This is a genomic window from Pseudonocardia ammonioxydans, assembly GCF_900115005.1.
GTDB classification, from domain to species: Bacteria; Actinomycetota; Actinomycetes; order Mycobacteriales; family Pseudonocardiaceae; genus Pseudonocardia; species Pseudonocardia ammonioxydans.
The window spans coordinates 70,098-94,862 of sequence record NZ_FOUY01000022.1; the positions used below are offsets into that span (position 1 = coordinate 70,098).

Annotated in this window: 19 protein-coding genes; 18 read left to right on the top strand and 1 reads right to left on the bottom strand. The window is 75.5% G+C overall.

The features are described from left to right. Positions 1 to 29: 29 nt before the first annotated feature. Genes BM093_RS20660 through ftsW form a run of 4 tightly spaced genes read left to right on the top strand, consistent with a single transcriptional unit; the run spans position 30 to position 5,252 of the window. Positions 30 to 1,481, top strand: coding sequence for a UDP-N-acetylmuramoyl-tripeptide--D-alanyl-D-alanine ligase (locus tag BM093_RS20660; protein WP_093347167.1), 1,452 nt, complete (start codon positions 30 to 32; stop codon positions 1,479 to 1,481). Beyond that, positions 1,478 to 2,548, top strand: coding sequence for a phospho-N-acetylmuramoyl-pentapeptide-transferase (mraY, locus tag BM093_RS20665; RefSeq protein WP_093347170.1), 1,071 nt, complete (start codon positions 1,478 to 1,480; stop codon positions 2,546 to 2,548). Before BM093_RS20660 ends, mraY begins: the two co-directional genes overlap by 4 nt. Next, a complete protein-coding gene (murD, locus tag BM093_RS20670; protein WP_245773667.1) occupies positions 2,521 to 3,978 on the top strand; it encodes a UDP-N-acetylmuramoyl-L-alanine--D-glutamate ligase in 1,458 nt (485 codons plus the stop codon). Before mraY ends, murD begins: the two co-directional genes overlap by 28 nt. Continuing rightward, positions 3,975 to 5,252: a putative lipid II flippase FtsW gene (gene ftsW, locus BM093_RS20675; protein ID WP_093347175.1), complete on the top strand. Its 1,278-nt coding sequence runs from the start codon at positions 3,975 to 3,977 to the stop codon at positions 5,250 to 5,252. The genes murD and ftsW overlap by 4 nt, the downstream gene beginning before the upstream one ends. A gap of 1,706 nt (positions 5,253 to 6,958) precedes the next feature. On the opposite strand, the gene BM093_RS20685 is transcribed toward ftsW, so the two are convergent. Further along, positions 6,959 to 7,159 carry a hypothetical protein gene (locus BM093_RS20685; RefSeq protein WP_143105450.1) on the bottom strand — a complete coding sequence of 67 codons (201 nt, stop codon included), beginning with the start codon at positions 7,157 to 7,159 and terminating at the stop codon, positions 6,959 to 6,961. Positions 7,160 to 8,114: 955 nt separating this feature from the next. Between BM093_RS20685 and BM093_RS20690 the strand changes: the two genes are divergently transcribed. The 14 genes from BM093_RS20690 (at position 8,115) to lspA (ending at position 24,765) form a co-directional block, all read left to right on the top strand. After that, a complete protein-coding gene (locus tag BM093_RS20690) occupies positions 8,115 to 9,329 on the top strand; it encodes a UDP-N-acetylglucosamine--N-acetylmuramyl-(pentapeptide) pyrophosphoryl-undecaprenol N-acetylglucosamine transferase (protein WP_093347184.1) in 1,215 nt (404 codons plus the stop codon). Beyond that, positions 9,326 to 10,744, top strand: a complete 1,419-nt coding sequence (murC, locus tag BM093_RS20695; protein ID WP_281248717.1) for a UDP-N-acetylmuramate--L-alanine ligase — start codon at positions 9,326 to 9,328, stop codon at positions 10,742 to 10,744. Before BM093_RS20690 ends, murC begins: the two co-directional genes overlap by 4 nt. Positions 10,745 to 10,801: 57 nt before the next feature. After that, positions 10,802 to 11,737 carry a cell division protein FtsQ/DivIB gene (locus tag BM093_RS20700; protein ID WP_093347186.1) on the top strand — a complete coding sequence of 312 codons (936 nt, stop codon included), beginning with the start codon at positions 10,802 to 10,804 and terminating at the stop codon, positions 11,735 to 11,737. A gap of 346 nt (positions 11,738 to 12,083) precedes the next feature. Beyond that, positions 12,084 to 13,559: a cell division protein FtsZ gene (gene ftsZ / locus BM093_RS20705; RefSeq protein WP_093347189.1), complete on the top strand. Its 1,476-nt coding sequence runs from the start codon at positions 12,084 to 12,086 to the stop codon at positions 13,557 to 13,559. A 32-nt stretch (positions 13,560 to 13,591) separates the two neighbouring features. Continuing rightward, a complete protein-coding gene (pgeF, locus tag BM093_RS20710) occupies positions 13,592 to 14,362 on the top strand; it encodes a peptidoglycan editing factor PgeF (RefSeq protein WP_093347352.1) in 771 nt (256 codons plus the stop codon). Between the two features lie 4 nt (positions 14,363 to 14,366). Beyond that, positions 14,367 to 15,110 carry a YggS family pyridoxal phosphate-dependent enzyme gene (locus tag BM093_RS20715; protein ID WP_093347192.1) on the top strand — a complete coding sequence of 248 codons (744 nt, stop codon included), beginning with the start codon at positions 14,367 to 14,369 and terminating at the stop codon, positions 15,108 to 15,110. 108 nt (positions 15,111 to 15,218) lie between these two features. Next, a complete protein-coding gene (locus BM093_RS20720) occupies positions 15,219 to 16,001 on the top strand; it encodes a cell division protein SepF (protein ID WP_093347195.1) in 783 nt (260 codons plus the stop codon). A gap of 4 nt (positions 16,002 to 16,005) precedes the next feature. Beyond that, positions 16,006 to 16,302: a YggT family protein gene (locus tag BM093_RS20725; RefSeq protein ID WP_093347198.1), complete on the top strand. Its 297-nt coding sequence runs from the start codon at positions 16,006 to 16,008 to the stop codon at positions 16,300 to 16,302. A 47-nt stretch (positions 16,303 to 16,349) separates the two neighbouring features. Beyond that, on the top strand, positions 16,350 to 17,246 hold the full coding sequence (gene wag31, locus BM093_RS20730) for a DivIVA-like cell division protein Wag31 (protein WP_093347201.1): 897 nt from the start codon (positions 16,350 to 16,352) through the stop codon (positions 17,244 to 17,246). An 85-nt stretch (positions 17,247 to 17,331) separates the two neighbouring features. After that, positions 17,332 to 18,798: a hypothetical protein gene (locus BM093_RS20735; protein ID WP_093347204.1), complete on the top strand. Its 1,467-nt coding sequence runs from the start codon at positions 17,332 to 17,334 to the stop codon at positions 18,796 to 18,798. 292 nt (positions 18,799 to 19,090) lie between these two features. Then, on the top strand, positions 19,091 to 22,366 hold the full coding sequence (gene ileS, locus BM093_RS20740; RefSeq protein ID WP_093347208.1) for an isoleucine--tRNA ligase: 3,276 nt from the start codon (positions 19,091 to 19,093) through the stop codon (positions 22,364 to 22,366). Between the two features lie 130 nt (positions 22,367 to 22,496). After that, positions 22,497 to 23,339 (top strand): MBL fold metallo-hydrolase, encoded by an 843-nt coding sequence (locus BM093_RS20745; RefSeq protein ID WP_177238603.1) that lies wholly within the window; start codon positions 22,497 to 22,499, stop codon positions 23,337 to 23,339. A 14-nt stretch (positions 23,340 to 23,353) separates the two neighbouring features. Next, a complete protein-coding gene (locus BM093_RS20750; RefSeq protein ID WP_177238604.1) occupies positions 23,354 to 24,163 on the top strand; it encodes a class I SAM-dependent methyltransferase in 810 nt (269 codons plus the stop codon). Positions 24,164 to 24,222: 59 nt separating this feature from the next. Continuing rightward, complete coding sequence (gene lspA / locus BM093_RS20755; protein ID WP_093347214.1) at positions 24,223 to 24,765, top strand: signal peptidase II; 543 nt, start codon at positions 24,223 to 24,225, stop codon at positions 24,763 to 24,765.

The window sequence follows — 24,765 nt, forward strand, 5'->3', positions numbered from 1 at the left end:
CGGACCGAGCCGGTGGAGGCGAGCGGGCGATGATCGAGATGACGCTGGCCGAGGTCGCCGGGGTGACCGGTGGCACGCTGCACCGGCTCACGGAGGAACAGGCCGCCACCACGACGGTCACGGGCGTCGAGTTCGACTCGCGCGCGGTCGGCCCGGGCGGGCTGTTCCTCGCCCTGCCGGGTGAGCGCGTCGACGGCCACGACTTCGCCCGGGGCGCGGTCACCCGCGGCGCGGCGGCGGTGCTGGCCGGCCGCGAGGTCGACGCCCCGGCGGTGATCGCGCCGCAGGCCGGGGCCCGGGACGCGCACACCTACCTGGGCTCCGTCGACCCGGACGGGTACGGCGCGGCCGTGCTCGGGGCGCTGGGCCGGCTGGCCCGGCACGTGCTCGGCGCGGTGCCCGGCCTGGCCGTCGTCGGGGTCACCGGCAGCGCGGGCAAGACCTCCACCAAGGACCTGCTGGCCGCGGTGCTGACACCGCTGGGCCGCACGGTCGCCCCGCCGGAGTCGTTCAACAACGAGCTCGGCACCCCGTACACCGCGCTGCGCGTCGACGCGTCGACCCGGCACCTGGTGCTGGAGTTCTCCGCCCGCGGCGCCGGGCACATCGCCGCGCTCTGCGCCGTCGCCCCGCCGCGGATCGGGGTCGTGCTCAACGTCGGGTCCGCGCACCTGGGCGAGTTCGGCTCGCGGGCCGGGATCGCCGCGGCGAAGGGCGAGCTGGTCGAGGCGCTGCCCCCGGGTGACCTGCCCGGTGGCCGGGGCGGGGTGGCCGTGCTCAACGCCGACGACGACCTCGTCCTGGCCATGCGCAGCCGCACGCCGGCGCGCGTGGTGACGTTCGGCCGGTCGGCCACGGCCGACGTGCGTGCCGAGGACGTGCGGCTCGAGGCCGGCCGGGCGTCGTTCCGGCTGGTCACCCCGGCCGGGGCGGCCGACGTCGCGCTGCAGCTGGTCGGCGGGCACCAGGTGTCCAACGCGCTCGCCGCGGCGGCGGTGGCCCTCGAGCTGGGGGCGGGCCCGGAGCAGATCGCGGCCGCGCTGTCGGCCGCGACCCCGGCCTCGCGCTGGCGGATGGAGGTCACCGACCGCGCGGACGGCGTCACCGTCGTCAACGATGCATACAACGCCAACCCGGAGGCGATGACCGCGGCGATCTCCGCGCTCGCCTCCGTCGCCGGGCCGGATCGCCGCTCCTGGGCGGTGCTCGGCCCGATGGCCGAGATCGGTGACGGCGCCGCGCAGGCGCACGCCGCGACCACCCGGGACGCCCGCGCCGCCGGCGTCGGGCGGGTGATCGCCGTCGGTGCCCCGGACTACGGTCCCGACGCCGAGCACGTCGACGACGTCGATGCCGCGCTGGAGCTGCTGCGGGCCGAGGTCGGCCCCGGTGACGTGGTGCTCGTGAAGGCCTCCCGCAGCGCGGGCCTCGAGCGGGTCGCGGCCGGACTGCTGCAGAGCGAAGGGCTGGTGCGCCGGTGAGGGGCGTCTTCCTGGCCGCGGGCCTGGCGCTCGCGGTGTCGATCCTGCTCACCCCGTACCTGATCCGGTTCTTCGCCAAGCAGGGGTTCGGGCAGGAGATCCGCGAGGAGGGGCCGCAGAGCCACCAGTCCAAGCGGGGCACGCCGACGATGGGCGGGGTGGCGATCCTGGTCGCCATCTGGGTCGGCTACCTGGGCTCGCACGCGTTCACCCGGGAACCGATCACCGCCTCGGCGCTGCTGGTGCTGTTCCTGACCACCGCGCTGGGCGTGGTCGGGTTCCTCGACGACTTCCTCAAGATCCGCCGCCAGCGCAACCTGGGCCTCAACAAGACGTCCAAGATCGTCGGTCAGGTGCCCACCGCGACGGTCTTCGGTGTGCTGGCGGTCCGCTTCGCCAACGAGCGGAACCTGACCCCGGCCTCGGAGAGCCTGTCGTTCGTCCGCGACATCGCCGTGCTCAGCTTCGGCGTCGTCGGGTTCGTGGTGCTGTGCAACCTGATCGTCGCGGCCTGGTCGAACGCGGTGAACCTCACCGACGGCCTCGACGGTCTCGCCGCGGGGACCGCCGCGATGGTGCTCGGCACCTACGTGATCATCGCGTTCTGGCAGTTCCGCAACAACTGCGCGCTGGCCGCCTCGGCCGGCTGCTACGAGGTCCGCGACCCGCTCGACGTCGGCCTGGTCGCCGCGGCCGCGATGGGCGGCTGCATCGGCTTCCTCTGGTGGAACGCCGCTCCCGCCCGGATCTTCATGGGCGACACCGGTTCGCTGGCACTGGGCGGGCTGCTGGCCGGGCTGTCGATGGTCACCCGCACCGAGCTGCTGCTGGTCGTCATCGGCGGGGTGTTCGTGGTCGAGGCGCTGTCGGTGTCGCTGCAGATCCTGGTGTTCCGCACGGCGCGACGACGGCTGTTCCGGATGGCGCCGTTCCACCACCACTTCGAGCTGGCCGGCTGGGCCGAGACGACGGTCATCATCCGGTTCTGGTTGCTGGCCGCGATCTGCGCGGCGCTCGGGCTGGGCATCTTCTACAGCGAGTGGCTCGCGGCCTCGGGTTCGGCGTGACGGCGGCGGCCGGGTCCCTCGTGGACCGTCCCGTACTCGTGGCGGGCGCCGGGATCTCCGGGCTGGCCGCCGCGGTGGCGCTGCGCGACGTGGGCGCCCGGGTGCTCGTCGCGGACGACTCGCCCGCCGTGCTCGACGCTCTGCCCGACGGGCTGGAGGCCTGGCGCGACGCGGGCCTGCCGGACGGGGTCGCCACGGTCGTCACCTCGCCCGGGCGCCGCCCCGACCACGAGCTGGTCGGGCGCGCGGTCGCGGCCGGGGCCGAGGTGATCGGGGAGCCGGAGCTGGCGTGGCGGCTCGGTGCCCTGCGCGACGTGCCCCCCGCCTGGCTGGTGGTCACCGGCACCAACGGCAAGACGACGACCACCGAGATGCTCGCTGCCGTCCTGCACACGGCCGGGCTGTCGTCGGTGGCCTGCGGGAACATCGGCTACCCGGTGGTCAGCGCGGTGGCGGCCGGCTACGAGGTGCTCGCCGTCGAGCTGTCCAGCTTCCAGCTGCACTGGTCGCCGTCGATCCGCCCGGCCGCCGGGGTGGTGCTCAACGTCGCCGACGACCATCTCGACTGGCACGGCGGACCGGCCCGCTACGCGGCGGCGAAGGCCCGCGCCCTGGTCGGGGACGTCGCCGTCGCCGGGGTCGACGACCCGGTCGCGGCCGGACTGCTCGGTACCGCCCCGGCACCGCGCCGGGTCGGCGTCACGCTCGGCGCGCCCGGACCGGACCAGCTCGGCGTCGCCGACGGGGTGCTGACCGACCGCGCGTTCGGCGGGGGAGAGCTGCTGGCCGCGGACGCGGTCGTGCCGCCCGGGCCGCCCGGCCTCTGCGACGCGCTCGCCGCGTCCGCGCTCGCCCGGGCGCACGGGGTGGCGCCCGCGGACATCGGCGCGGCGCTGTCGTCGTTCACCCCCGGACCGCACCGCAGTGCCCCGGTCGGCGAGCACGACGGCGTCAGCTACGTCGACGACTCCAAGGCCACGAACCCGCACGCCGCCGACGCGGCACTGGCCGCGATCGCCGCCCGCCGTCCCGGCGCGCGCGCGGTGTGGATCGTCGGCGGGCTGCTCAAGGGGGTCGCGCCGGATGCGCTCGCGGCGCTCGCGCGGGCCCACGCCGACCGGCTGGCCGGGATCGTCGTGATCGGCACGGACCGGGCACCGATCGTCGAGGCGCTGGTGCGACACGCCCCCGACGTCCCGGTGGAGGAGGCCCGACCGGGTGACGATGGTCCGATGGCGCCCTCCGACCTGCAGGATCCGATGCCCGGCGCGGTCCGCCGGGCGGCGGCACTGGCCCGGCCCGGCGACGTCGTGCTCCTCGCCCCCGCGGCCGCCTCGATGGACCAGTTCCGCGACTACGCCCACCGCGGTGACGCGTTCGCCGCCGCGGTCGCCGGCCTGGCCGCGCGGACCGGCGGAGCCCCCCGGTGAGCCCGGCGTCCCCGGCCGCGCGGACGGTCGCGACCGGCGTCCAGGGCGGGGTACGACGGCTGCGGCGCTGGCTGCGCCGCCCGCTCACCTCGCTGCACCTGATCCTCGGCGTGTTCGGCCTGCTGACCCTGTTCGGCCTGGTCATGGTGCTGTCGGCGTCGTCGGTGGCGACCGGTGGATCGTCCTACTCGGTGTTCACCCGCCAGGTCATGTTCTGCGGGATCGGGCTGGTGCTGTTCTACATCGGCATGCGGATCCCGCCGGGCCGGCTGCGGGCGATGGCCCCGGTGCTGCTGATCGTCGGGCTGGTCGGGCTCGTCGCCGTGCTGATCCCCGGCATCGGGGCGGTCCGCGGTGGTGCCCGTTCCTGGTTCGCGCTCGGGCCGGTGTCGCTGCAGCCCTCGGAGATGGTGAAGATCGCGCTGACGCTGTGGGGCGCGCACGTGCTCGTCGCCCGGCGGGCGGTGATGCACCGCTGGAAGCACGCGCTGAACCCGGTCGTGCCGGTCACGCTGGTGGTCTTCACGCTGCTCGTGCTCCAGCCCGACCTCGGCATGACCGTCTCGATCGGGATCGTCATGCTCGCGCTGCTGTACTTCGGCGGTGCGCCGGTGAAGCTGCTCGCGCTGATCGCCGGTGGGGGCCTCGCGGGGGCCGTGCTGCTCGGGCTCACCGCCGGGTACCGGGTGAGCCGGATCACCGCGTTCCTGTCCCCGGCCACCGCGGACCCGCTGGGCCCGGCCTATCAGGCGACGCAGGCGCTGTACGCGCTGGCCGACGGCGGCCTGTTCGGCGTGGGCCTCGGGCAGGGCCGGGCGAAGTGGGACTACCTGCCCAACGCCCACAACGACTTCATCTTCGCGATCATCGGCGAGGAGCTGGGCCTGGTCGGCGCGTTCGCGGTGTTGGCGCTGTTCGCGACGCTGGCCTACACCGGCATGCGGATCGCGGCGCGCAACGTCGACCCGTGGCTGCGGATCGTGGTCGCGACGTCGACGGCGGGCCTGGTGATCCAGGCGTCGATCAACATCGGGTATGTCGTGGGGCTGCTGCCGGTGACCGGGCTGCAGCTCCCGCTGATCTCCTCCGGCGGGACCTCGCTGGTGGTGACCATGTTCCTGTTCGGGCTGATCACCAACGCGGCCCGGCACGAGCCGGAGGCGATCGCCGCGCTCCGGAAGGACGGGCAGGGGCGCGTGGCGAAGTTGCTGCGCCTGCCGCTGCCGCAGCCGTACCGGGCGCCGGGGCCGGCGTCGCGGTGGGCGGCGCGATGAGGACGCTTCCGCGCCGCGGAAGCAGCTGGAGTCGGACGACGCGAGGGGCACGAGAGCGTGACGGGCACGGATCAGACCGGCGGCACCGGCGAATCGGGTGACGGTGGCGCGGGCCGCGACGACCGTGCGGCCGGGCCGGGAGCGCCCGGCGGCCGGCCGATGATGGGGCGCCCGCCGGAGCGGCCCGTCGTGGAGCCGGACGGCGTCCTCTTCGGCACCCCGGACGACGGTGCCGACACGGTCTCGCGTCCGGCCTGGCCGGGACCGGACGGTCGCACCCCGGAGGGGCTCGGGGCGGACGGGGACACGTCCGCGATGCCGGTCGCCGGGGCGGTGCCGCCGGGACCCGGCGCGGGCGACGTGCCCGGTGCCGGGAACTCCGGGCTCACCGGGAACTCCGGGTCTGCCGGGAGCCCTGGGGCCGTCGGGAATTCCGGGTCTGCCGGGAGCCCTGGGGCCCTCGGGAATTCCGGGGCCGCCGGGGACCCCGGCCCCGCCGGGACCCCCGGGGCTGCCGGGGAGGGGCCCCGGGTAACGCCGTCGGACCGTCCGGCGGGGCCGCGGGGGCCGCAGCGGCTCCCGGGCACCGGGTGGGACCCGTACGCGCACAGCAGCCGGCCGGGTGGGCGGCCCACGATGGGCGACGGCCCCCGTGCCGGGGTGAACGGTGCGACCCCGAACGCTGCTGGTCCGAACGGTGTCAGTCCGAACGCTGCTGGCCCGAACGGTGCTGGTCCGAACACTGCCGTCCCGAACGGCGTGGGCCCGAACGGTGCGGACCCGTACGGTGCGCGCCAGGATGGCGCCGGCCCGAACGGTGCCGGTCCGAATGGTGCTCACCCGTACGAATCCGGATCGAACGGTGTTGATCCGTACGGTGCCGCCCCGGACCGTGTGGGCCCGAACGGTGTCGACCCGTACCGGGCCGGCCCGAATGGCGCCGACTCCTACCGTGCGGACCCCCACGGTGCCGACCTGCACCGTGCCGGACCCCACGGTGCCGATCTGTTCGATGCGGGCCCGGACGGTGGTGACCGGCACGGGGGTGAGGCGCACGGAGCGGCTCCGAACGGTGTCGACCCGCACGCCGCCGACCCACGCGGTGCGGGGCCGCATGGCGTCGGCCCGAATGGAGCGGGACCGCACGAGGCCGGCCCCCACGGGGCCGCCCGTAGCGGGCCCACCGGCGACCGTGATCGCACCGCGCCCGGAGCCGGCCGAGCGGGGACAGCACCCGGTGGCCCCGGTGGCCCGCCGGGGGTGCGACCGCCCGGCCCGGTGCCCCCTGGTGCGATGGCGCCGGGCGGGCTCTTCACACCGTCCGGGCCGCGACACCCGGAGCCGACGGGAACCGGGCCGCACGGTGCGCAGGCGCCGGGGCGTCCGGGACCCGCCGACCGTGACTCTCAGAACGGTGGCCTGCAGAACGGTGACCTGCAGAACGGCGGCTCGCAGCGCGCGGAGGGACCCGGACCCGGTGCGCAGCCGTCCCTGCCCCGGCGAGCCGAGGTGTCCGGCGGGTCCGCGCAGGCGGGCCTGGACCGCGGGACCGAGGTGCCCGGCGCGGAGGCGCAGACGGCAGGGCCCCGCGAGGCCGGGGTGCCCGGCGCGGAAACGCCGCCGGGAGATCCCCGCGGTACCGGGGTGTCCGGCGCGGAGGCGCAGGCGGCAGGTTCCAGTGAGGCCGGGGTGTCCGGCTCCGGTGCTCAGGCGGCCGTGACCCGCGGTGCCGAGGTGCCCGGTGCGCAGGCGTCGACCCCGGACCGGGCCGGAGCCCCGGACCAGAGCGGGATCCCGGAACGGACCCCGACGTCGGGGACCGGTCCGCAGCGACCGGTGGAGGCGTCCGGTCCGTCCACCGACCCGCAGACCCGGACCGGCGCGCAGAGCCCGGCCGAGGCCGGCACCACTGCTCTCCCGACGACCGGAGCGGGCCCTGCCTCCGTACCGGGCGGGTCCGGTGCGCCCGGGGACGAGTCCGGTGTGGCCGGACGAGCCGATGATCCCGCCGCGAACGGTGTCGCTGCCGGTGCTGCCCAGGCTCCGGTCGGCGGGGCCGACCGCGCCGCGGCGGACCGGACGCCTCAGCACGGTCGGGTCGCCTACGCCCAGCCGTCCGGTCAGCCGCAGGACGGCCGGCCCCAGCAGCACCCGGGGCAGCCACAGCCGGGACAGGAACAGCCGGGACAGCCGCGTCCCGGCTGGGCGCCGCACGCCCGGCCGCCGTTCGACCGGCCACAGCAGGGTGGCCCGCAGTTCGGTGGGCCGCAGTTCGGTGGTCCCCAAGCCGGTGGTCCCCAGTTCGGCGGGCCCCAGGCCGGCGGCCCCCAAGCGGGTGGCTCCCAGGCCGGCGGCTCCCAGGCCGGTGGCCCCCAGTTCGGCGGGGCACAGCCCGGGGCGCCGTCGGCCGGTCAGCCGCAGCCCGGGTTCGCCCCACCTGGCGGGCCGGGGCAGCCCGGTGGGCCGTACCCGAACCGGCCACAGCAGGGCCGGCCGCCGTGGCCCGGTTCCGCGGAACCGTCCGGCGCGCCCCAGCAGCCCGGTCCGCAGCCGTCCCAGCCCGGCATGCCGGGACCGGCCGGAGACCGGCAACACTTCCCGGGCCAGCCGGGCCAGCCGGGCCAGCCGGGCCAGCCGGGCCAGCCGGGCCAGCCGGGCCAGCCGGGCCAGCCGGGCCAGCCGGGCCAGCCGGGCCAGCCGGGCCAGCAGCATCGCCCGGGCCCGTGGGGCCCCGGCCGACCCGTCAACTTCACCGACCCCGGCGGACCGGGCACACCGGGCGCGCCCGGCGGTGCCGGCATGCCCGGCGGCCCCGGAGCGCCCGGAAGCCCCGGACACCCCGCAGGACCCGGTGGCCCGGGCATGCCCGGCGCTCCCGCCGGGTCCGGGGCCCCCGGCGGCCCGGCCGGGCCGGGCGGACCGGGCGACCCCGGGGCGGACGGCACCCGCGCCTTCCCGCCCGCCACCACCCGTCCGGCGGGTGAGCAGGCACCGGCGCCGGCGTCGGGTGCGCTGTCCGTGGTCGTCGCGGGCGGAGGCTCCGCAGGTCACATCGAGCCGGCACTGGCCGTCGCCGACGCGATCCGCCGGCTCGTCCCGGGCGCACGGGTCACCGCACTCGGCACCGAGAAGGGCCTCGACACCCAGCTGATCCCGGCCCGCGGCTACCCGCTTGAGCTGATTCCGCCGGTGCCGCTACCCCGCAAGCCCACGGCCGACCTGCTGAAGCTGCCCGGCAACGTCCGCGGCGCCGTCCGGCGGGTCCGCGAGGTGCTGGAGTCGGTGGAGGCCGACGTCGTCGTCGGCTTCGGCGGGTTCGTCTCGCTGCCCGCCTACCTCGGTGCCCGCAACCGGGTGCCGATCGTGGTCCACGAGGCGAACGCCCGGGCCGGCCTGGCCAACAAGGTCGGCGCGCGGTTCGCCGCGGCCGTCGCCACCGCCGTACCCGGCACCGGCCTCGCGCACGAGGAGGTCGTCGGCATGCCGCTGCGCCGGGCGATCACCACGCTGGACCGGGCCGCGCTGCGCCCGGAGGCCCGGACGTACTTCAACCTGCCCCCGCACGGGCCGGTGCTGCTCGTGTTCGGTGGTTCGCAGGGTGCCCGCACGTTGAACGAGGCCGTCGCCGAGGCGCTGCCCGCCTTCACCGACCGCGGGATCGCGGTGCTGCACGCCCACGGGCGCACCGGCACCCCGGCCGAACCGCGGCCCGGCTACTTCCCGGTGCCCTACATCGACCGGATGGACCTGGCCTACGCCGCGTCCGACGTCGTGCTGGGCCGGTCCGGGATGACCACCGTCGCCGAGCTGACCGCCGTCGGGCTGCCCGCGGTCTACGTCCCGCTGCCGCACGGCAACGGCGAGCAGGCGCTCAACGCCCGGCCCGTCGTGCAGGCGGGTGGCGGGAAGCTGGTGGCCGACGAGGACATGAACGGCGAGCGGGCCGTCGACGAACTGATCCCGATGCTCACCGACCCGGACCTCGCGCTCGCGATGGGCCGCCGGGCGAAGGCGGCCGGGCACGGGGAGGCCGACGAGAAGCTGGCCAGGATCGTGATGGAGGTGGCCGGGCGGTGACCGTGCTCGGCACGCATGTGCACCTGATCGGGATCGGCGGCGCCGGGATGAGCGGCATCGCGCGCATCCTGCTGGCCCGCGGGATCACCGTCTCCGGGTCCGACGCCCGCGAGTCCCGCACCGTCACCGCGCTGCGCGCGCTCGGTGCCCGTATCGAGATCGGGCACGACGCCGGTCATCTGCAGGCCGCGGGGGAGGAGCCCCCGACCGTCGTCGTCTCCACCGCGATCCGGGAGACCAATCCGGAGCTGGCGCAGGCGCGGGCGCAGGGCCTCGACGTCATCCACCGGGCCGTGGCGCTGGCGGACCTCACCGAGGGCCGCCGGCTGATCGCCGTCGCCGGCACGCACGGCAAGACCTCGACCACGTCGATGGTCACGGTCGCCCTGCAGCACGCCGGCGCCGACCCGTCGTTCGCCATCGGCGGCGACCTGTCGGTGTCCGGCAGCGGCGCGCACCACGGCTCCGGGGAGGTCTTCGTCGTCGAGGCCGACGAGAGCGACGGGTCCTTCACCGCGTTCGCCCCCTCGGTCGCGATCGTCACCAACGTCGAGCCCGACCATCTCGACCACCACGGTGACGCCGCCGCGTACTACGCGACCTTCGAACGCTTCCTGGACCGGCTCGTCCCGGGGGCGACGCTCGTGACCTGCGCCGACGACCCCGGCGCCGAGAACGTCGCGGTGCACGCCGAGCGGGCCGGGATCACCGTGCTGCGCTACGGCCGGACCGCCGTCGGCTCCCGGGACGCCCGGCTGCTCGACTTCGCCCCGGACGGCACCGGGGCCCGGGTCACGTTCCGGTGGGCCGGGACCGAGCACGAGCTCGTCCTGTCGGTGCCCGGGGAGCACATGGCGCTCAACGCGCTCGGCGCGTTCCTCGCCGGCGTCGTCGTCGACCAGGACCCGGCCACGCTGCTCGAGGGCCTCACCGGGTTCGGCGGCGTCCAGCGCCGGTTCGAGTTCAAGGGCCGGGTCCGCGGCGTGGCCGTCTACGACGACTACGCCCACCACCCCACCGAGGTCGCCGCGACGCTGCGGGCCGCCCGCGAGGCGGCCCCGGTCGTGCACGGCCGGCGCGGACGGGTGCTGGTCGCCTTCCAGCCGCACCTCTACTCGCGGACCCGGCTGTTCGCGCGCGAGTTCGGCGCGTCGCTGTCGCTCGCGGACGAGGTGATGGTGCTCGACGTCTACGGTGCCCGGGAGGACCCCGAACCCGGCGTCGGCCCGGCGCTGATCACCGACGAGGTCCGGCTGCCGGCCGAGCGGGTGCACCGCGCGCCGTCCTGGGAGCGGGCCCCCGCGGCGATCGCCGGGCTCGCCGTCGACGGTGACACGGTGATCACGATGGGGGCCGGGGACGTGACCGCACTCGGCCCCGAGATCCTGCGCGAGCTCGCCGGAGGCGGGGACTGAGCAGGACGTGACCGGCCGGGGAGCACGGCCCGGAGGACGACGACGGACGGGGGCGCGATGGGCAGCGACGACGGCGGCGGCGGCGGCGACGACCGCCCGGGCGGCGGCACCCACCGCACCCCCGAGCAGGAGCGGCGCGCCGCCGAACGGGCCCGCCGGATCCGCGAGCGCCGGGCGGCCGAACGCTCGGGCGACCCGGGCGGCTCCGGTCGTCCCGGACGCTCCGGGGGCCGGGGTGCGGCCGTCCGCGAGCGCCCCGCCACCCGGGCGGCCGAGCGTGCCCGCGCACCCCGCGACCCCCGCTACCGGCGCCGGCGCGCGATCGCGCTGCTCGCCACCGTCGTCGTCGTGCTGCTCGGTGTGTCCGCGGCCGGCTGGTGGGCGCTGGCCCGCTGGGGCCCGGCCGTCGCCTCCGTGGAGGTGACCGGCACCCGGCAGATCCCCGTCCGCGACGTCGAGGACGCCGCCGGCATCGACCCGGGCACCCCGCTGGCGGCCGTCGACACGGGCGCCGTGACCGCCCGGGTGGCCGCGATCCCGGGCGTGTCCGCGGTCGAGGTCGGGCGGTCCTGGCCGGACACGCTCTCGGTCACGGTGACCGAACGCGTCCCGGTCGCGCTGCTCGACACCCCCGAGGGCCCGCAGTTGGTCGACGCGGGCGGGTTCGTCTACCGGATCCCGCAGCCGGACATGCGGCTGCCCCGGTTGCAGCTGCCGCGCGTCGCCCCGGACGACCCGGCCACCCGCGCCGCCGTCGCCGTGCTGCAGGCCCTGCCGCAGCCGGTCCGCGAGCAGGTGCAGGCACTGGCACTGGGACCGGGCGGCAGCACCTTCGAGCTGGTCCTGACCGAGGAACGCCGGGTGCTGTGGGGGCCGTGGGCCGACACCGGCGCGACGGCGGAGCGCGCCGCCGTGCTGGAGCCGCTGCTGACCCGCGAGGGCGCGGTGTACGACGTGTCCAGCCCTGCCCTGGTCACCGTCCGCGACGGCTGAGCCGGGCCCGGCGCCGCCGTGACGCCCCGGCTCCGGCCCGGGCCCGCCCCGCCGTGTGCCCCCAGGGGCACCCTCGGGGCACCTGGCGCTACGAGGGTGCCCCTCGGGGCAGGGACGGTTACCTCCCCGCAGCACGGACCGGCACCGCCGATCGGCGTAGTGTGATCGCGCGGCAACCGAGTGCGATTCACGTGACCGGGGACCGCGAACCACCCGGGCGGGGTGTTGCCGACGCGCGGCGCGCCTGCTGGACCCGGGCCGGGGGCGCGACCTAGCGTTCCTCCCGCGAAGGCCCGGGGCACCCGGAGCTGGACCGGACCCCCCGAGCGACTGGAAGGTGCCGCGCATGACGCCCCCGCACAACTACCTGGCCGTGATCAAGGTCGTCGGCATCGGTGGCGGCGGCGTGAACGCCGTCAACCGCATGATCGAGGTCGGCCTCAAGGGCGTGGAGTTCATCGCGGTGAACACCGACGCCCAGGCCCTCCTGATGTCGGACGCCGACGTGAAGCTGGACATCGGCCGCGAGCTCACCCGTGGGCTCGGCGCCGGCGCGAACCCGGAGGTCGGTGGCAAGGCCGCCGAGGACCACGCCGAGGAGATCGAGGAGGTCCTCAAGGGGGCCGACATGGTCTTCGTCACCGCCGGTGAGGGCGGCGGCACGGGCACCGGCGGCGCGCCGGTCGTCGCGTCGATCGCCCGCAAGCTCGGTGCGCTGACCATCGGTGTCGTCACCCGGCCGTTCACCTTCGAGGGCCGGCGGCGTGCCGGGCAGGCCGAGGAGGGCATACAGCAGCTGCGCAACGAGTGCGACACGCTGATCGTCATCCCGAACGACCGGCTGCTGCAGCTCGGTGACGTGGGCGTCTCGCTGATGGACGCCTTCCGTTCCGCGGACGAGGTGCTCCTCTCCGGTGTGCAGGGCATCACGAACCTGATCACCACGCCCGGTCTGATCAACCTGGACTTCGCCGACGTCAAGTCGGTCATGTCCGGTGCCGGCTCCGCCCTGATGGGCATCGGGTCGGCCCGCGGCGAGGGTCGCGCGGTGCAGGCCGCCGAGAGCGCGATCAACTCGCCGCTGCTCGAGGCCTCGATGGACGGCGCCCAGGGGGTGCTGCTGTCCATCGCCGGCGGCTCGGACCTCGGCCTGTTCGAGATCCACGAAGCGGCGTCGCTGGTCCAGGAGGCCGCCCACCCCGAGGCGAACATCATCTTCGGGACCGTCATCGACGACTCGCTCGGTGACGAGGTGCGCATCACCGTGATAGCGGCCGGTTTCGAGGGCGGTACGCCGACCCACAAGAAGCTCGAGCCCGCGGTGTTCCGGCAGGGCACCGAGAAGCCCGCCGAGCCGGCGCAGCAGGCCCCGGCGCAGCCCCAGCAGCCGGTCCAGACGCAGCAGCAGGCTCCCGCGTCGCAGCCCACCCAGCCGCAGCCGCCCCAGGCACAGCCGCCCCAGGGCCAGAGCGGCGGCCCGGCCTACGGTGCCGGCGCCCCGGCAGCGGGCACGCCGACCTCGCCGAACGCGCCCACGTCGGTCCCGGCCGCCCCGGAGCGCACGGGCGTGCTCCCGCCCGCCCAGCCGGCCGCGCCGGCACCGCGCCAGCCCGACGTCCGCAGCGATGCCGCGGCACCGGGGTACGACGGCTCGGCAGGCTCGGCGTCGGCCGCGCCGGCGCCGGGGACGTCCGGCACCGCCGCGGCGGGGTCGTCCCGCCCGGCCCAGGAGCAGGGCGGCCAGTCCGGCCAGTCCGGCCAGTCCGGCCAGTCCGGCCAGGCCGATGACGAGGTGGACGTCCCGCCGTTCATGCGGCGCTGACGGCGGTGCCGGTCGAACCGTCACCGTCCGGCGTGCGCGTCCGCCGCGTCATGACGACCCGGGCGGGCGGCCGGTCCACCGGCCCGTTCGCCCGGTTCAACCTCTCCCTCGGGGTCGGTGACGACCCCGGTGCGGTCACCGCGAACCGGGCCCGGGTCGTCCGCGAGCTGGGCCTGTCCGGGCTGGTGTTCCTCACCCAGGTGCACGGCCGCGACGTGGCGGTGCTCCGTGAGCCGCCGCGGGCCCGGCCGGGGACCGGCGGTGTCGCCCCGGACATCCCCGACGTCGACGCCGTCGTCACCGACGTCCCGCTGCTCGGCATCGCCGTGCTCGCCGCCGACTGCGTCCCCGTCCTCCTCGGGGACGCGGCCGCGGGCGTCGTGGGAGCCGCGCACGCAGGCCGGGTGGGTGCCGCGTCGGGCGTGCTCGACGCGGTCCTCGAGGAGATGACCGCGCTCGGCGCCGAGGCCGACCGCATCGAGGTGCTCCTCGGACCGGCGGTCTGCGGCAGTTGCTACGAGGTCCCCGCGGCGATGCGCGACGAGGTCGAGGCGGTGCTGCCGGGCAGCGCGTCCACCACCCGGACCGGGACCGCGGGGCTCGACCTGCGCGCCGGGCTGACCCGGCGGCTGGCCGATCTCGGTGTCCGCCGGGTCGGGACCGACCCGCGCTGCACCGTCGAGGACCCGGACCTGTACAGCCACCGCCGGGAGGGGCGCTGCGGCCGGCAGGCCGCGATCACCTGGCTCGACCCGCGTGACACGAGCGACGCTCGCCGTTCCCCGGGCCGCGCGGCACGATGAGGCCGTGGCCGACTCGAACCCTCCCGAACGCACGACGGAACTGAAGGAACGGCTCGACGCCGTCCGCGCGCGCCTGGACGCGGCCTGCCGGGCCGCGGGGCGGGCCCCCGGCGCGGTCTCGCTGCTGGCGGTCACCAAGACCGTCCCGGCCTCCGACGTCGCCGACCTGATCGACCTGGGGCTGACCGGTTTCGCCGAGAACCGGGCCCAGGAGGCCGGAACCAAGGTCGCCGAGGTGGCCGCCCTGCGCCCGGACGCCGATCCGCGCTGGCACTTCGTCGGCGGGCTGCAACGGAACAAGGTACGGGCGGTGCTCCCGTGGGTGACGCGGATCGAGTCCGTCGACTCGCCCCGGCTGGCCCGGGCGATCGACAAGGAGGTCGGCCGGGCGGAGCAGCGCGGTGAGCGGTCCGGGCCGCTCCCGGTGCTCGTTCAGTACAGTGTGGACGGCGACCCGCACCGCGGCGGCGTTCCCGACGGCGACCTGGACGAGCTGAGCGACCTGGTCGCGGGCCTGCCCGGCCTCGAACTGGCCGGCCTGATGGCCGTCGCCCCCCTGGACCGCGAGCCCGCGCGCGCCTTCGCCGCGATCGCCGAGGCCGCCCGCCGACTCCGCGAACGGCACCCGTCGGCGACCGAGCTGTCGGCCGGGATGAGCGGGGACCTGGAACTCGCGGTCGATCACGGATCGACCGTGGTGCGTGTCGGTACGGCTCTTGTGGGGGACCGGCGGATAGCCTCCGAGTAATCGCTGGTCGGTGCGGGTACCGGGCCATCGGCGAGACCGTCGCCAGAACGCGGGTGCGCGCGCCGGTGTGCGCGTACGGAATCGAGCAGTACTGCGAGGGGACAGCGGATGAGCGCGATGTACCGGTTGAAGGCCTACTTCGGCATGGTCCCGGCCGACGAGATGGACTACGCGGACGAACCGGAGCGCTTCCGAGCCGCGCACGGTGGCCACGACCAGCACCCGGGCCCGCGCGGTGACCGCTGGTCCGGTGGTGGAGGCCGGTTCGCCGACCCGGACGGCTACGACGACGGCCGCTACGACGCCCCCGCCGCCTACGACGACGGCTGGGGCGGCCGTACGTCGCGTGAGCCGGTCCGCCCGGCGCGCGCCGTGCGGCCGGATTCCCGCGGTGAGCGGGACACGGGACCGCTCCCGGGGGACCGGGGTGCGCTGCCGACCCCCATCGGGGGCGGCTCCGGCGGGGGTCCCGGCGCGGCCGTGCGCGGCTCGCTCGCGATGGACCCGGACGCCTTCGGGAGCCCCTCGCGCGAGGCGCAGCGCGAGGAGCGCGCCGCACCCGTCGCACCCGTCGCGCCGGTCCCGGAGCAGCGCGACCGCACGGCCGCCGGCCCGGCCTCGATCACCACGCTGCACCCGAGCAGCTACAACGAGGCGCGCACGATCGGCGAGCGCTACCGCGACGGTGTCCCGGTCATCATGAATCTGACCGATTTGGACGGTGCGGCCGCGAAACGCCTGGTCGACTTCGCCGCCGGCCTGGCGTTCGCGCTGCGCGGGTCGATCGACAAGGTGACCGATCGGGTGTTCCTTCTCACCCCGGCCGACGTCGAGGTGTCGGCCGACGACGCCCGCAGGCTCGCCGAGCGCGGGGCTTTCCGACAGGATTAGAGGCGTGTCCACCGCCATCGGCTTCCTGGTCTATTACGTCCTGTTCTTCTTCTGGCTGCTGCTCGCGGCCCGGATCGTCGTCGAGATGGTCCGTTCCTTCGCGCGCCAGTGGCGGCCGGCCGGCCCGCCCGCGGTGGCGCTCGAGGTCGTGTTCACCGTCACCGATCCTCCGGTCAAGTTGTTGCGGAGAGTGATCCCTGTGGTCCGTATCGGAGGCGTGGGACTGGACCTGTCGATTATGGTGCTGGTGCTGGTGGTGTTCATCGCGATGACCGCCGTCAGATCACAGCTCCTGGGATGAGCCCCAGTCACCCGGGAGTGCCGCCGAGGACCGCATGAGGTGATCCGATGCCGCTGACGCCCGCCGACGTGCACAACGTCGCGTTCAGCAAACCCCCGATCGGTAAGCGGGGATACAACGAGGACGAGGTCGACGCCTTCCTCGACCTGGTCGAGGCCGAGCTGGCCCGGCTGATCGGTGAGAACGACGACCTGCGTGACCAGGTCGCGCAGCTGGAGCAGCGCCTCGGCGACGCCGAGGCCGACCTGGAGGAGGCCCGTAGCCAGCCGGCTCCGGCGCAGACCCAGGCGCTGCAGCAGGCGTCGCCGTCGCCGATGGGCCGTGGGGGCGCGAACGCGCCCGCGCCGCAGCTGGCCGGCGCCGTCCCCGCCGACGCCGACGGTGGCGACCACCACGTGCAGGCCGCCAAGGTCCTGGGCCTGGCCCAGGAGATGGCCGACCGGCTCACCGCCGAGGCCAAGAACGAGGCCGACACGATGCTGTCGGACGCCCGGACCAAGTCCGAGCAGCTGCTCTCGGACGCGCGGACCAAGGCCGACGGCCTGGTCAACGACGCGCGTTCGCGGTCGGAGACGATGCTCAACGACGCCCGCACCCGGGCCGAGACGCTCGAGCGGCAGTCGCGTGACAAGGCATCGGGCCTGGTCAGCGATGCCGAGCGCAAGCAGAACGAGATCATGGGTGCCATCCAGCGCGACAAGTCCGTGCTGGAGAAGAAGATCGACGAGCTCCGGACCTTCGAGCGCGAGTACCGCACCCGGCTCAAGACCTACCTGGAGTCGCAGCTGCGTGACCTGGAGGGCCGTGGGTCCGCCGCGCCGTCGTCGGAGAGCGGCTCGGGCAACGGCAGCAACTCCGGCGGTGGCAGCACCACGAACCGGTCGAGCTCGAACGGCGGGTACGCCGCCTCCGGTTACGGCCAACGGGCCGATACCGGGAGCTGAGGCTCGGCGCGCGACGACGCGCCCGAGACGACCGACGACGACCGGGTAGCGGCCGGGTGCCGCTGCCGACCGACGGAGTTCGCCGATGCTGGTGCTGGTCCTGATCCTCGTGGTCATCGCGCTGGTGCTGCTGCTCGCAGGATGGATCCTGGGTGTGGTGGCACTGGCCTGGACGTCGGTGGGCATCAGCCTGCTCGCCGCCCTCGCCCTGCTCTACGACTGGTGGCAGACCCGGTCCGCCGTCCGGGCCGGTGACCGGTCCGGGGGCGTCGGAGGCGAGGAGACCGGCGGTCCGGGTGCGACACCGGACGGGTCCGGGGCCGGCCCCGGACCGGACATGGAGCCGGCGACCCAGGTCCTGCCGGTCGTACGCCCGGAGACCGGCGGTGCCGGTGCACCCGGGCGTCCTGCCGGGGCGGCCGCAGCGCCGCCGGACGCCGGGAACGCGTCCGACGCGACCATCCGGATGCCGGTCGTCCGGCCGCCCGGCTCTGCGGAGGGACCGCCCGTCGCTTCCCGTTCGAGTGGTTCTTCGTCACCGTCCGTAACCGAATCCGGCCCCGCGGGTGCCGGATCCCCCGTCGGTGCACGGGCGGACGACGGTGCACCGGCGAACGCAGAGGCGCGGGCGCACGACGCTGCCGGTGTGGCCGGCGTCGGCTCCGAGGGAGCAGGTGCCCAGGACCGGGAGAGCGCGGGTCGTGGCGGCGACCCGGGTGGCCCCGGGAGGAGCACGGCGCAGAGCGGCGCCGCGGCCGCTGCCGGCGCGTCGGGTGCTCCTGCCGAGGGTGCCGGGCCGGGTTCGCCCGGCACCGGAGGGCACGACGACGTGACGCCCGCGACCGCGACCGGGGCAGGTGCCGCGACGGTCGCGGCGGCCACGGCCGGAGCGGGCGACGGTGCCGCCGGCGAGCGTGGCTCCGGCGCGCGTGGGCCGGGTGAGCGTGGACCGGGTGAGCGTGGGCCGGGCGACGACTCCGGTTTCGGCGCGGGCGCCGGCGAGCAGACCCGCGCGGTGGGCTCCACGGGTGCCCCTGGACAGTCCCCGGCCGAGGCCGGGGGTGGTACCGGAGGGACCGGACCGGCCGGCCAGACCTCCCTGACCGGGGCCGCCGCAGCGGCGGGAGCGGCCACGACGGCCGTCCCGGCCTCGGGGCAGGAGCCCGGACCGGACGTCACGCAGGCGGACCCGTCCGCGGCCGCGGGAGCCCCCGCCGGTGCGGGCGAGGCGCCCCCGGCGGAGCAGACGGCCGCGGTGGACCAGGCTGCCGGCGGCGGGCCCGCCGGTGGGCAGGAGCCGACCGCGGCGGACGGCGAGTCCCCCGAGGAACCGCGCGACCCGACGCTGGCGAACCTGGTAGCGCGGCTGCCGGACGAGGTGCTGGTCATCGACGAGCACCCGCGCTACCACGTGCAGACCTGCCGGGCGCTGTCCGGCCGCCCGGTGATCCCGCTGCCGGTGAGCGAGGCCGTCGAGCTCGGCTTCACCCCGTGCGGCTGGTGTGCACCGAACCGGACCCTCGGCGAGCGACACCCCGCCCAGGTCCGGTAGGCGGGGCGCGGGCCTGCGGAATATCCGGTCGACCGCCCGCGCTATCCTGGTTCGACAGGCAGGGATCCGGCCATCACCGGGGAGCCTCCGGAAGAAACGGCCGCCTGGCGCCGCTCCCAGCGGAGCACGCCACGTGCGGCCGGAGTAGAACCGGACGGGAGCGGCCCGTCAACGCCGCCGAACGAGAGGCGTGCGCGGCATCGCGCGCGCAAGCGGGGTGGTACCGCGGCACGGCCCGAGCGGGCCGGCGTCGTCCCCGTGCGAGACGGACATCGCACGAGGAGCACGCCGCATGAGCGAGACAGCGCGCGACACCGGGTATCCCGAGGTCCCCGCCCACCCGACGTTTCCGCGGCTCGAGCGGGACGTACTCGCCTCCTGGGAGGCCGACGACACCTTCCGGGCCTCGGTCGAGCAGCGGCCCGCGGGCGACAACGGCGCGGACGAGTACGTCTTCTACGACGGTCCGCCCTTCGCCAACGGCCTGCCGCACTACGGGCACCTGCTGACCGGCTACGTCAAGGACGTCGTCCCGCGCTACCGCACCATGCGCGGGCACCGGGTCGAGCGCCGGTTCGGCTGGGACACCCACGGCCTCCCGGCGGAGGTCGAGACCGAGAACCAGCTCGGTATCAAGCACAAGTCCGAGATCGACGAGATGGGCGTCGCCGCGTTCAACGAGGCGTGCCGCACCTCCGTGCTGCGCTACACCGGCGAGTGGCGTGACTACGTGACCCGCCAGGCCCGCTGGGTCGACTTCGACAACGACTACAAGACGCTCGACCTGGACTACATGGAGTCCGTCATGTGGGCGTTCAAGTCGTTGTGGGACAAGGGTCTTGTCTACTCCGGCTTCCGCGTCCTCTGGTACTGCTGGCGCTGCGAGACGCCGCTGTCGGCCACCGAGACCAAGATGGACGACGTCTACCAGGACCGTCAGGACCCGGCCGTCACCGTCGGGCTGCGGCTGAGCGGCACCGGCAACGCCGACGTCGACGGGGCACTCGCCCTGGTCTGGACCACGACGCCGTGGACGCTCCCGTCGAACCTCGCCGTCGCCGTCCACCCGGAGGTCGACTACGTCGTGGTCGAGGCCGCGACGAAGGACGGCACCGCCGAGCGCTGGCTGCTCGCCGAGGCCCGGGTCGGCGCCTACGCCCGTGAGCTGGGCGAGGAGCCGCGGGTGGTGGCCCGGCTGCGGGGCGCCGACCTGCTCGGCGCGACCTACACCCCGCCGTTCGACTTCTTCACCGGCCGGGAGAACGCCCACCGGGTGCTCGCGGCGGACTACGTCACCACCGAGGACGGCACCGGCCTCGTCCACATCGCCCCGGCCTTCGGTGAGGAGGACAAGGAGGTCACCGACGCGGCCGGGATCGAGGTCGTCAACCCGGTCGACTCCCGCGGCGAGTTCACCGTCGAGGTGCCGCCGTACGCCGGGATGCAGGTGTTCGACGCGAACCCGCAGATCATCCGGGACCTCAAGGAGCGGGCGCCCCATGTGACTGCGACGCTGTTGCGTCACGAGACCTACGACCACCCGTACCCGCACTGCTGGCGCTGCGGCAACGCGCTCATCCAGCGCGCCGTCGACTCCTGGTTCGTGCGCGTCACGCAGTTCCGGGAGCGGATGGTCGAGCTGAACCAGCAGATCGACTGGACGCCGTCGCACGTCCGCGACGGCCAGTTCGGCAAGTGGCTGGAGGGCGCCCGGGACTGGGGCATCTCCCGCAACCGCTACTGGGGCAGCCCGATCCCGGTGTGGATCTCCGACGACCCGCGCTACCCGCGCACCGACGTCTACGGTTCGCTCGACGAGCTCGAGCGCGACTTCGGCGTGCGCCCGACCGACCTGCACCGCCCGTACGTCGACGAGCTGACCCGGCCGAACCCGGACGACCCGACCGGGGCCTCCACCATGCGCCGCGTGCCGGAGGTGCTGGACTGCTGGTTCGAGTCCGGCTCGATGCCGTTCGCCCAGGTGCACTACCCGTTCGAGAACGCCGACTGGTTCGAGCACCACTACCCGGGCGACTTCATCGTCGAGTACAACGGCCAGACCCGCGGCTGGTTCTACACGCTGCACGTGCTGGCGACCGCGCTGTTCGACCGGCCCGCGTTCCGGCACTGCGTCGCGCACGGCATCGTGCTGGGCGACGACGGCGCGAAGATGTCGAAGTCGCGCAAGAACTACCCGGACGTCAACGAGGTCTTCGACCGGGACGGCTCGGACGCCATGCGCTGGTTCCTCATGGCGAGCCCGATCCTGCGCGGCGGGAACCTGGTCGTGACCGAGCAGGGCATCCGCGAGGGCGTCCGGCAGGCGATCCTGCCGCTGTGGAACACCTGGTACTTCCTGTCGCTCTACGCCGGGCAGGAGCGTGGCCGCTTCCGCACCGACAGCACGCACGTGCTGGACCGCTACGTGCTGGCCAAGACGGCCGACCTGGTCGACGGGGTCACCGCGGCGATGGACACCTACGACATCGCCGGGGCGTGTGAACGGATCCGCGAGCACGCCGAGACCCTCACGAACTGGTACGTCCGCCGCTCCCGCGACCGGTTCTGGGGAAGCGGTACCGCCGAGACCGACCGCGCGCGCCGCGAGGCCGTCGACACCCTGCACACGGTGCTGGAGGTGACCTGCCGGATCGCGGCGCCGCTGCTGCCGCTGACCGCCGAGGCCATCTGGCGCGGGCTGACCGGCGGCCGCTCGGTGCACCTCGCCGACTGGCCCGGCGGCGCCGACCCGACGGTGTCGCAGCAGCAGTCCGGGGCCGGGTTGCCGCACGACGCCGCACTCGTCGCCGGGATGGACCGGATCCGGCAGGTCGCGAGCGCGGCGCTGTCGTTGCGCAAGTCGTCGAAGGTGCGGGTGCGCCAGCCGCTGCCCGGGCTCACCGTGGCGGCGGAGGACGCCTCGGTGCTCGCCCCCTTCACCGACCTGCTGCGCGACGAGGTCAACGTCCGCACCGTGGAGCTGACCGACGACGTCGCCGCGCACGGCCGGTTCGAGATCGCGGTCAACGCCCGGGTCGCCGGCCCGCGGCTGGGTTCCGACGTGCAGAAGTGCATCCGCGCGGTCAAGGCGGGGGAGTGGGGCCGGCAGTCGGACGACACCGTCGTCGCCGCCGGGATCACCCTGGTCGACGGCGAGTTCAGTGAGAAGCTCGTCGCCGCCGACCCGGAGCGGACCCTGGCCCTGCCCGGGAACGCCGGGCTGGTCGTGCTGGACACCACCGTCACGCCGGAGCTGGCCGCCGAGGGGACCGCCCGCGACGTCGTCCGGGTCGTCCAGCAGGCCCGCCGCGACGCCGGGCTCGCCGTCGCCGACCGGATCGCGCTGACCCTGCACGGGCCGGGCGCGGTCCTCGACGCGGTGCGGACGCACGAGGCGTTCGTGGCCGGGGAGGTGCTCGCGACCTCGGTGTCCTACGACGTTGCTGCTGCCGATGCCGGTGCTGCCGCCGACGCTGCCGCTGCTGATGCCGCCGCCGGTTCCGGTGGCCAGGTCGTCGCCCCGGACGGCACCTCGACCGCACTGCGGGCCACCGTCGCGAAGGCCTGACCGCGACCGGGCACCGGCACGGCTCCGGCCGCGCCGGTGCCCGGCGGCCCCGCACGCCGCGTGGATCTCCGCGGCCGGCGGCTCTACGGTCGTCCCGACCGACAGCGCCGTCGTACCGAGGAGCACCGCCGTGGCCCAGCCCGCACCGTCCCGCACGATCACCGTCGGGGACATCGCGATCACCTACCTCCCCGACGGGGAGGGGCACTTCGACCCGGTCGGGATGTTCCCCGCCTCGGACGAGGCCGCCTGGTCGCGGCACGCGCAGTGGCTCGACGACGACGGGCGCGTGGTCGCCACCATCGGCGCCTACCTGATCCGCACCGGCGACCGCACGATCCTGGTCGATCTCGGGTTCGGTACCGCCGAGGTCGACATCCCCGGCTTCGCCCGTGCCGAGAGCGGCCGGATGCTCGAGTCCCTCGCCGCCGAGGGCCTGACCCCCGCCGACGTCGACACCGTGCTCTACACCCATCTGCACGCCGACCACACCGGCTGGACCGCGGGCGAGGACGGCCTGACCTTCACCCACGCCGCCCACCTGGTCGGCGACGAGGCCGAGGTCGCGTTCTGGCGGGCCAACCCGGAGGCGCCGTTCGCGCCGCCGGTCGCGACCGTCCTCGACCCGCTCTCGCCGCGTCTGGAGTTCTGCCGCGACGGCCAGACGGTCGCCCCCGGGGTCACGGTGCGCGCCACACCCGGGCACACCCCCGGCCACCAGTCGGTCGTCGTGTCCTCCGGCGCCGAACGGGCGGTGCTGCTCGGCGACGTGGCGCACTGCCCGGCCCAGCTCCTCGAACCGGAGTGGGCGGTGCTCTTCGACGTCGACCCGGACACGGCGCGCCGGACCCGGGAGCGGCTGCTCGACGAGCTGGAGGGCACCGGCACCCCGGTCGGGTGCTGCCACTTCCCGGAGGCGGCGTTCGGGCGGATCGTGCGCGGCGAGGGCACCCGGTACTGGACGCCGCTGTAGGTACCCTCGGCCCCGTGGGTGGGGCGGCGGCGCGGTGGCGGGAACGCCAGTCCGCGCGCGGCATCCCCGAGCACATCCTGCGGGCGGCCCCGGCCGACCCGTGGACGCAGGTACCCGCCGACTTCGCCCCGCCGGACGTCCCGGCCGACACCCCGTCCCGCACCGCGGCCCGCGCGCTGGCCGAACGGGCCGCGGCCCGCACCTGCGCGGGGGTCTCGGTGCTCGACGTGGGCTGCGGGGGCGGGGACGCGTCGCTCGCGGCGGCCTGGCCCGACCTGTCCCCGGTCGCGCGGGTGGTCGGGCTCGACCGGCAGGCCGACATGCTCGGGGTGTTCGCCGCCGCCGCCCGGTCCCGGGGGATCCCGTACGGCACCGTGCGGGGGTCCTGGCCGGACGCCGCCGAGGAGGCCGGCCGGCACGACGTCGTCGTCTGCCACCACGTGCTGCACAACGTCGTCGACCTGCCGCCGTTCCTCGCCGCCCTGACCGGCGCGGTCCGCGGCGGCGGTGTCGGCGGCGGTGTCGTGGTCGAGATGCTGCCGGAGCATCCGATGGCCTGGCTCGATCCGCTGTGGGCGCGGTTCCACGACCTGCACCGCCCGGCACCGGCGACCGCCGAGGACGCGGTCGCCGTGCTCGGCGAGGAGTTCGGCATCACCGCGCAGGTGCACCGCTGGGAGCGCGAACGCCGGCTGCCGCACGGGCCCGAGTGGGTGGCCCGCCGGTTGTGCCTGCCGGCCGAGCGGGTGGGGGAGGTCGCGGAGGCGCTCGCGACGATCCCGCCGCGCCGGACCGCCGCCGTGACCCTCGTCTGGACGCCCTGACGCCCGGCGGTACCGGTCCGCCGGTGTCCGGGCGCGGGCCGATCGTCATAATCGGGCCCGTGAGTGCCGATCCCGATGCCAGCGAGACACCCGTCGATCCCGTCGTCCGGCGGCGCGGGGTGCTGCTGCTGGCCGGGATCTCGGGCACCGTGCTCGCGCTCGACCTGATCACCAAGATCGCCGCCGTCGCCACGCTGGAGGGGGAGGAGCCGATCACGGTGATCGACGGCTTCTTCTACCTGACCCTGCTGCGCAACCCGGGCGCGGCGTGGTCGATGGCCACCGGCTACACCTGGGTGCTGACGCTGGTCGCCGTGGTCGTCGTCGGCGTGATCATCCGGATCGCGCGCCGGCTGGCGTCCACCGGCTGGGCGGTCGGGCTCGGCCTGGTGCTCGGCGGCGCGCTGGGCAACCTGATCGACCGGTTCTTCCGCTCACCCGGCCCGATGCGCGGACACGTGGTGGACATGCTCGCCGCGTTCAGCCCGGACGGCAGCATCTTCCCGGTGTTCAACATCGCCGACTCGGGCATCGTGTGCGGCGGGATCCTGCTGGTGCTGATGGCGCTGCGCGGCATCGAGATCGACGGAACGCGGGGCTGA

What these genes read in the sequence shown, in the direction of transcription:
- ftsZ (WP_093347189.1), top strand. Translation starts at nt 12,084, where the DNA reads ATGACGCCCCCGCACAACTACCTGGCCGTGATCAAGGTCGTCGGCATC.
- wag31 (WP_093347201.1), top strand. Translation starts at nt 16,350, where the DNA reads ATGCCGCTGACGCCCGCCGACGTGCACAACGTCGCGTTCAGCAAACCC.
- BM093_RS20660 (WP_093347167.1), top strand. Translation starts at nt 30, where the DNA reads ATGATCGAGATGACGCTGGCCGAGGTCGCCGGGGTGACCGGTGGCACG.
- BM093_RS20735 (WP_093347204.1), top strand. Translation starts at nt 17,332, where the DNA reads ATGCTGGTGCTGGTCCTGATCCTCGTGGTCATCGCGCTGGTGCTGCTG.
- BM093_RS20720 (WP_093347195.1), top strand. Translation starts at nt 15,219, where the DNA reads ATGAGCGCGATGTACCGGTTGAAGGCCTACTTCGGCATGGTCCCGGCC.
- ileS (WP_093347208.1), top strand. Translation starts at nt 19,091, where the DNA reads ATGAGCGAGACAGCGCGCGACACCGGGTATCCCGAGGTCCCCGCCCAC.
- BM093_RS20690 (WP_093347184.1), top strand. Translation starts at nt 8,115, where the DNA reads ATGCCCGGCGCTCCCGCCGGGTCCGGGGCCCCCGGCGGCCCGGCCGGG.
- BM093_RS20700 (WP_093347186.1), top strand. Translation starts at nt 10,802, where the DNA reads ATGGGCAGCGACGACGGCGGCGGCGGCGGCGACGACCGCCCGGGCGGC.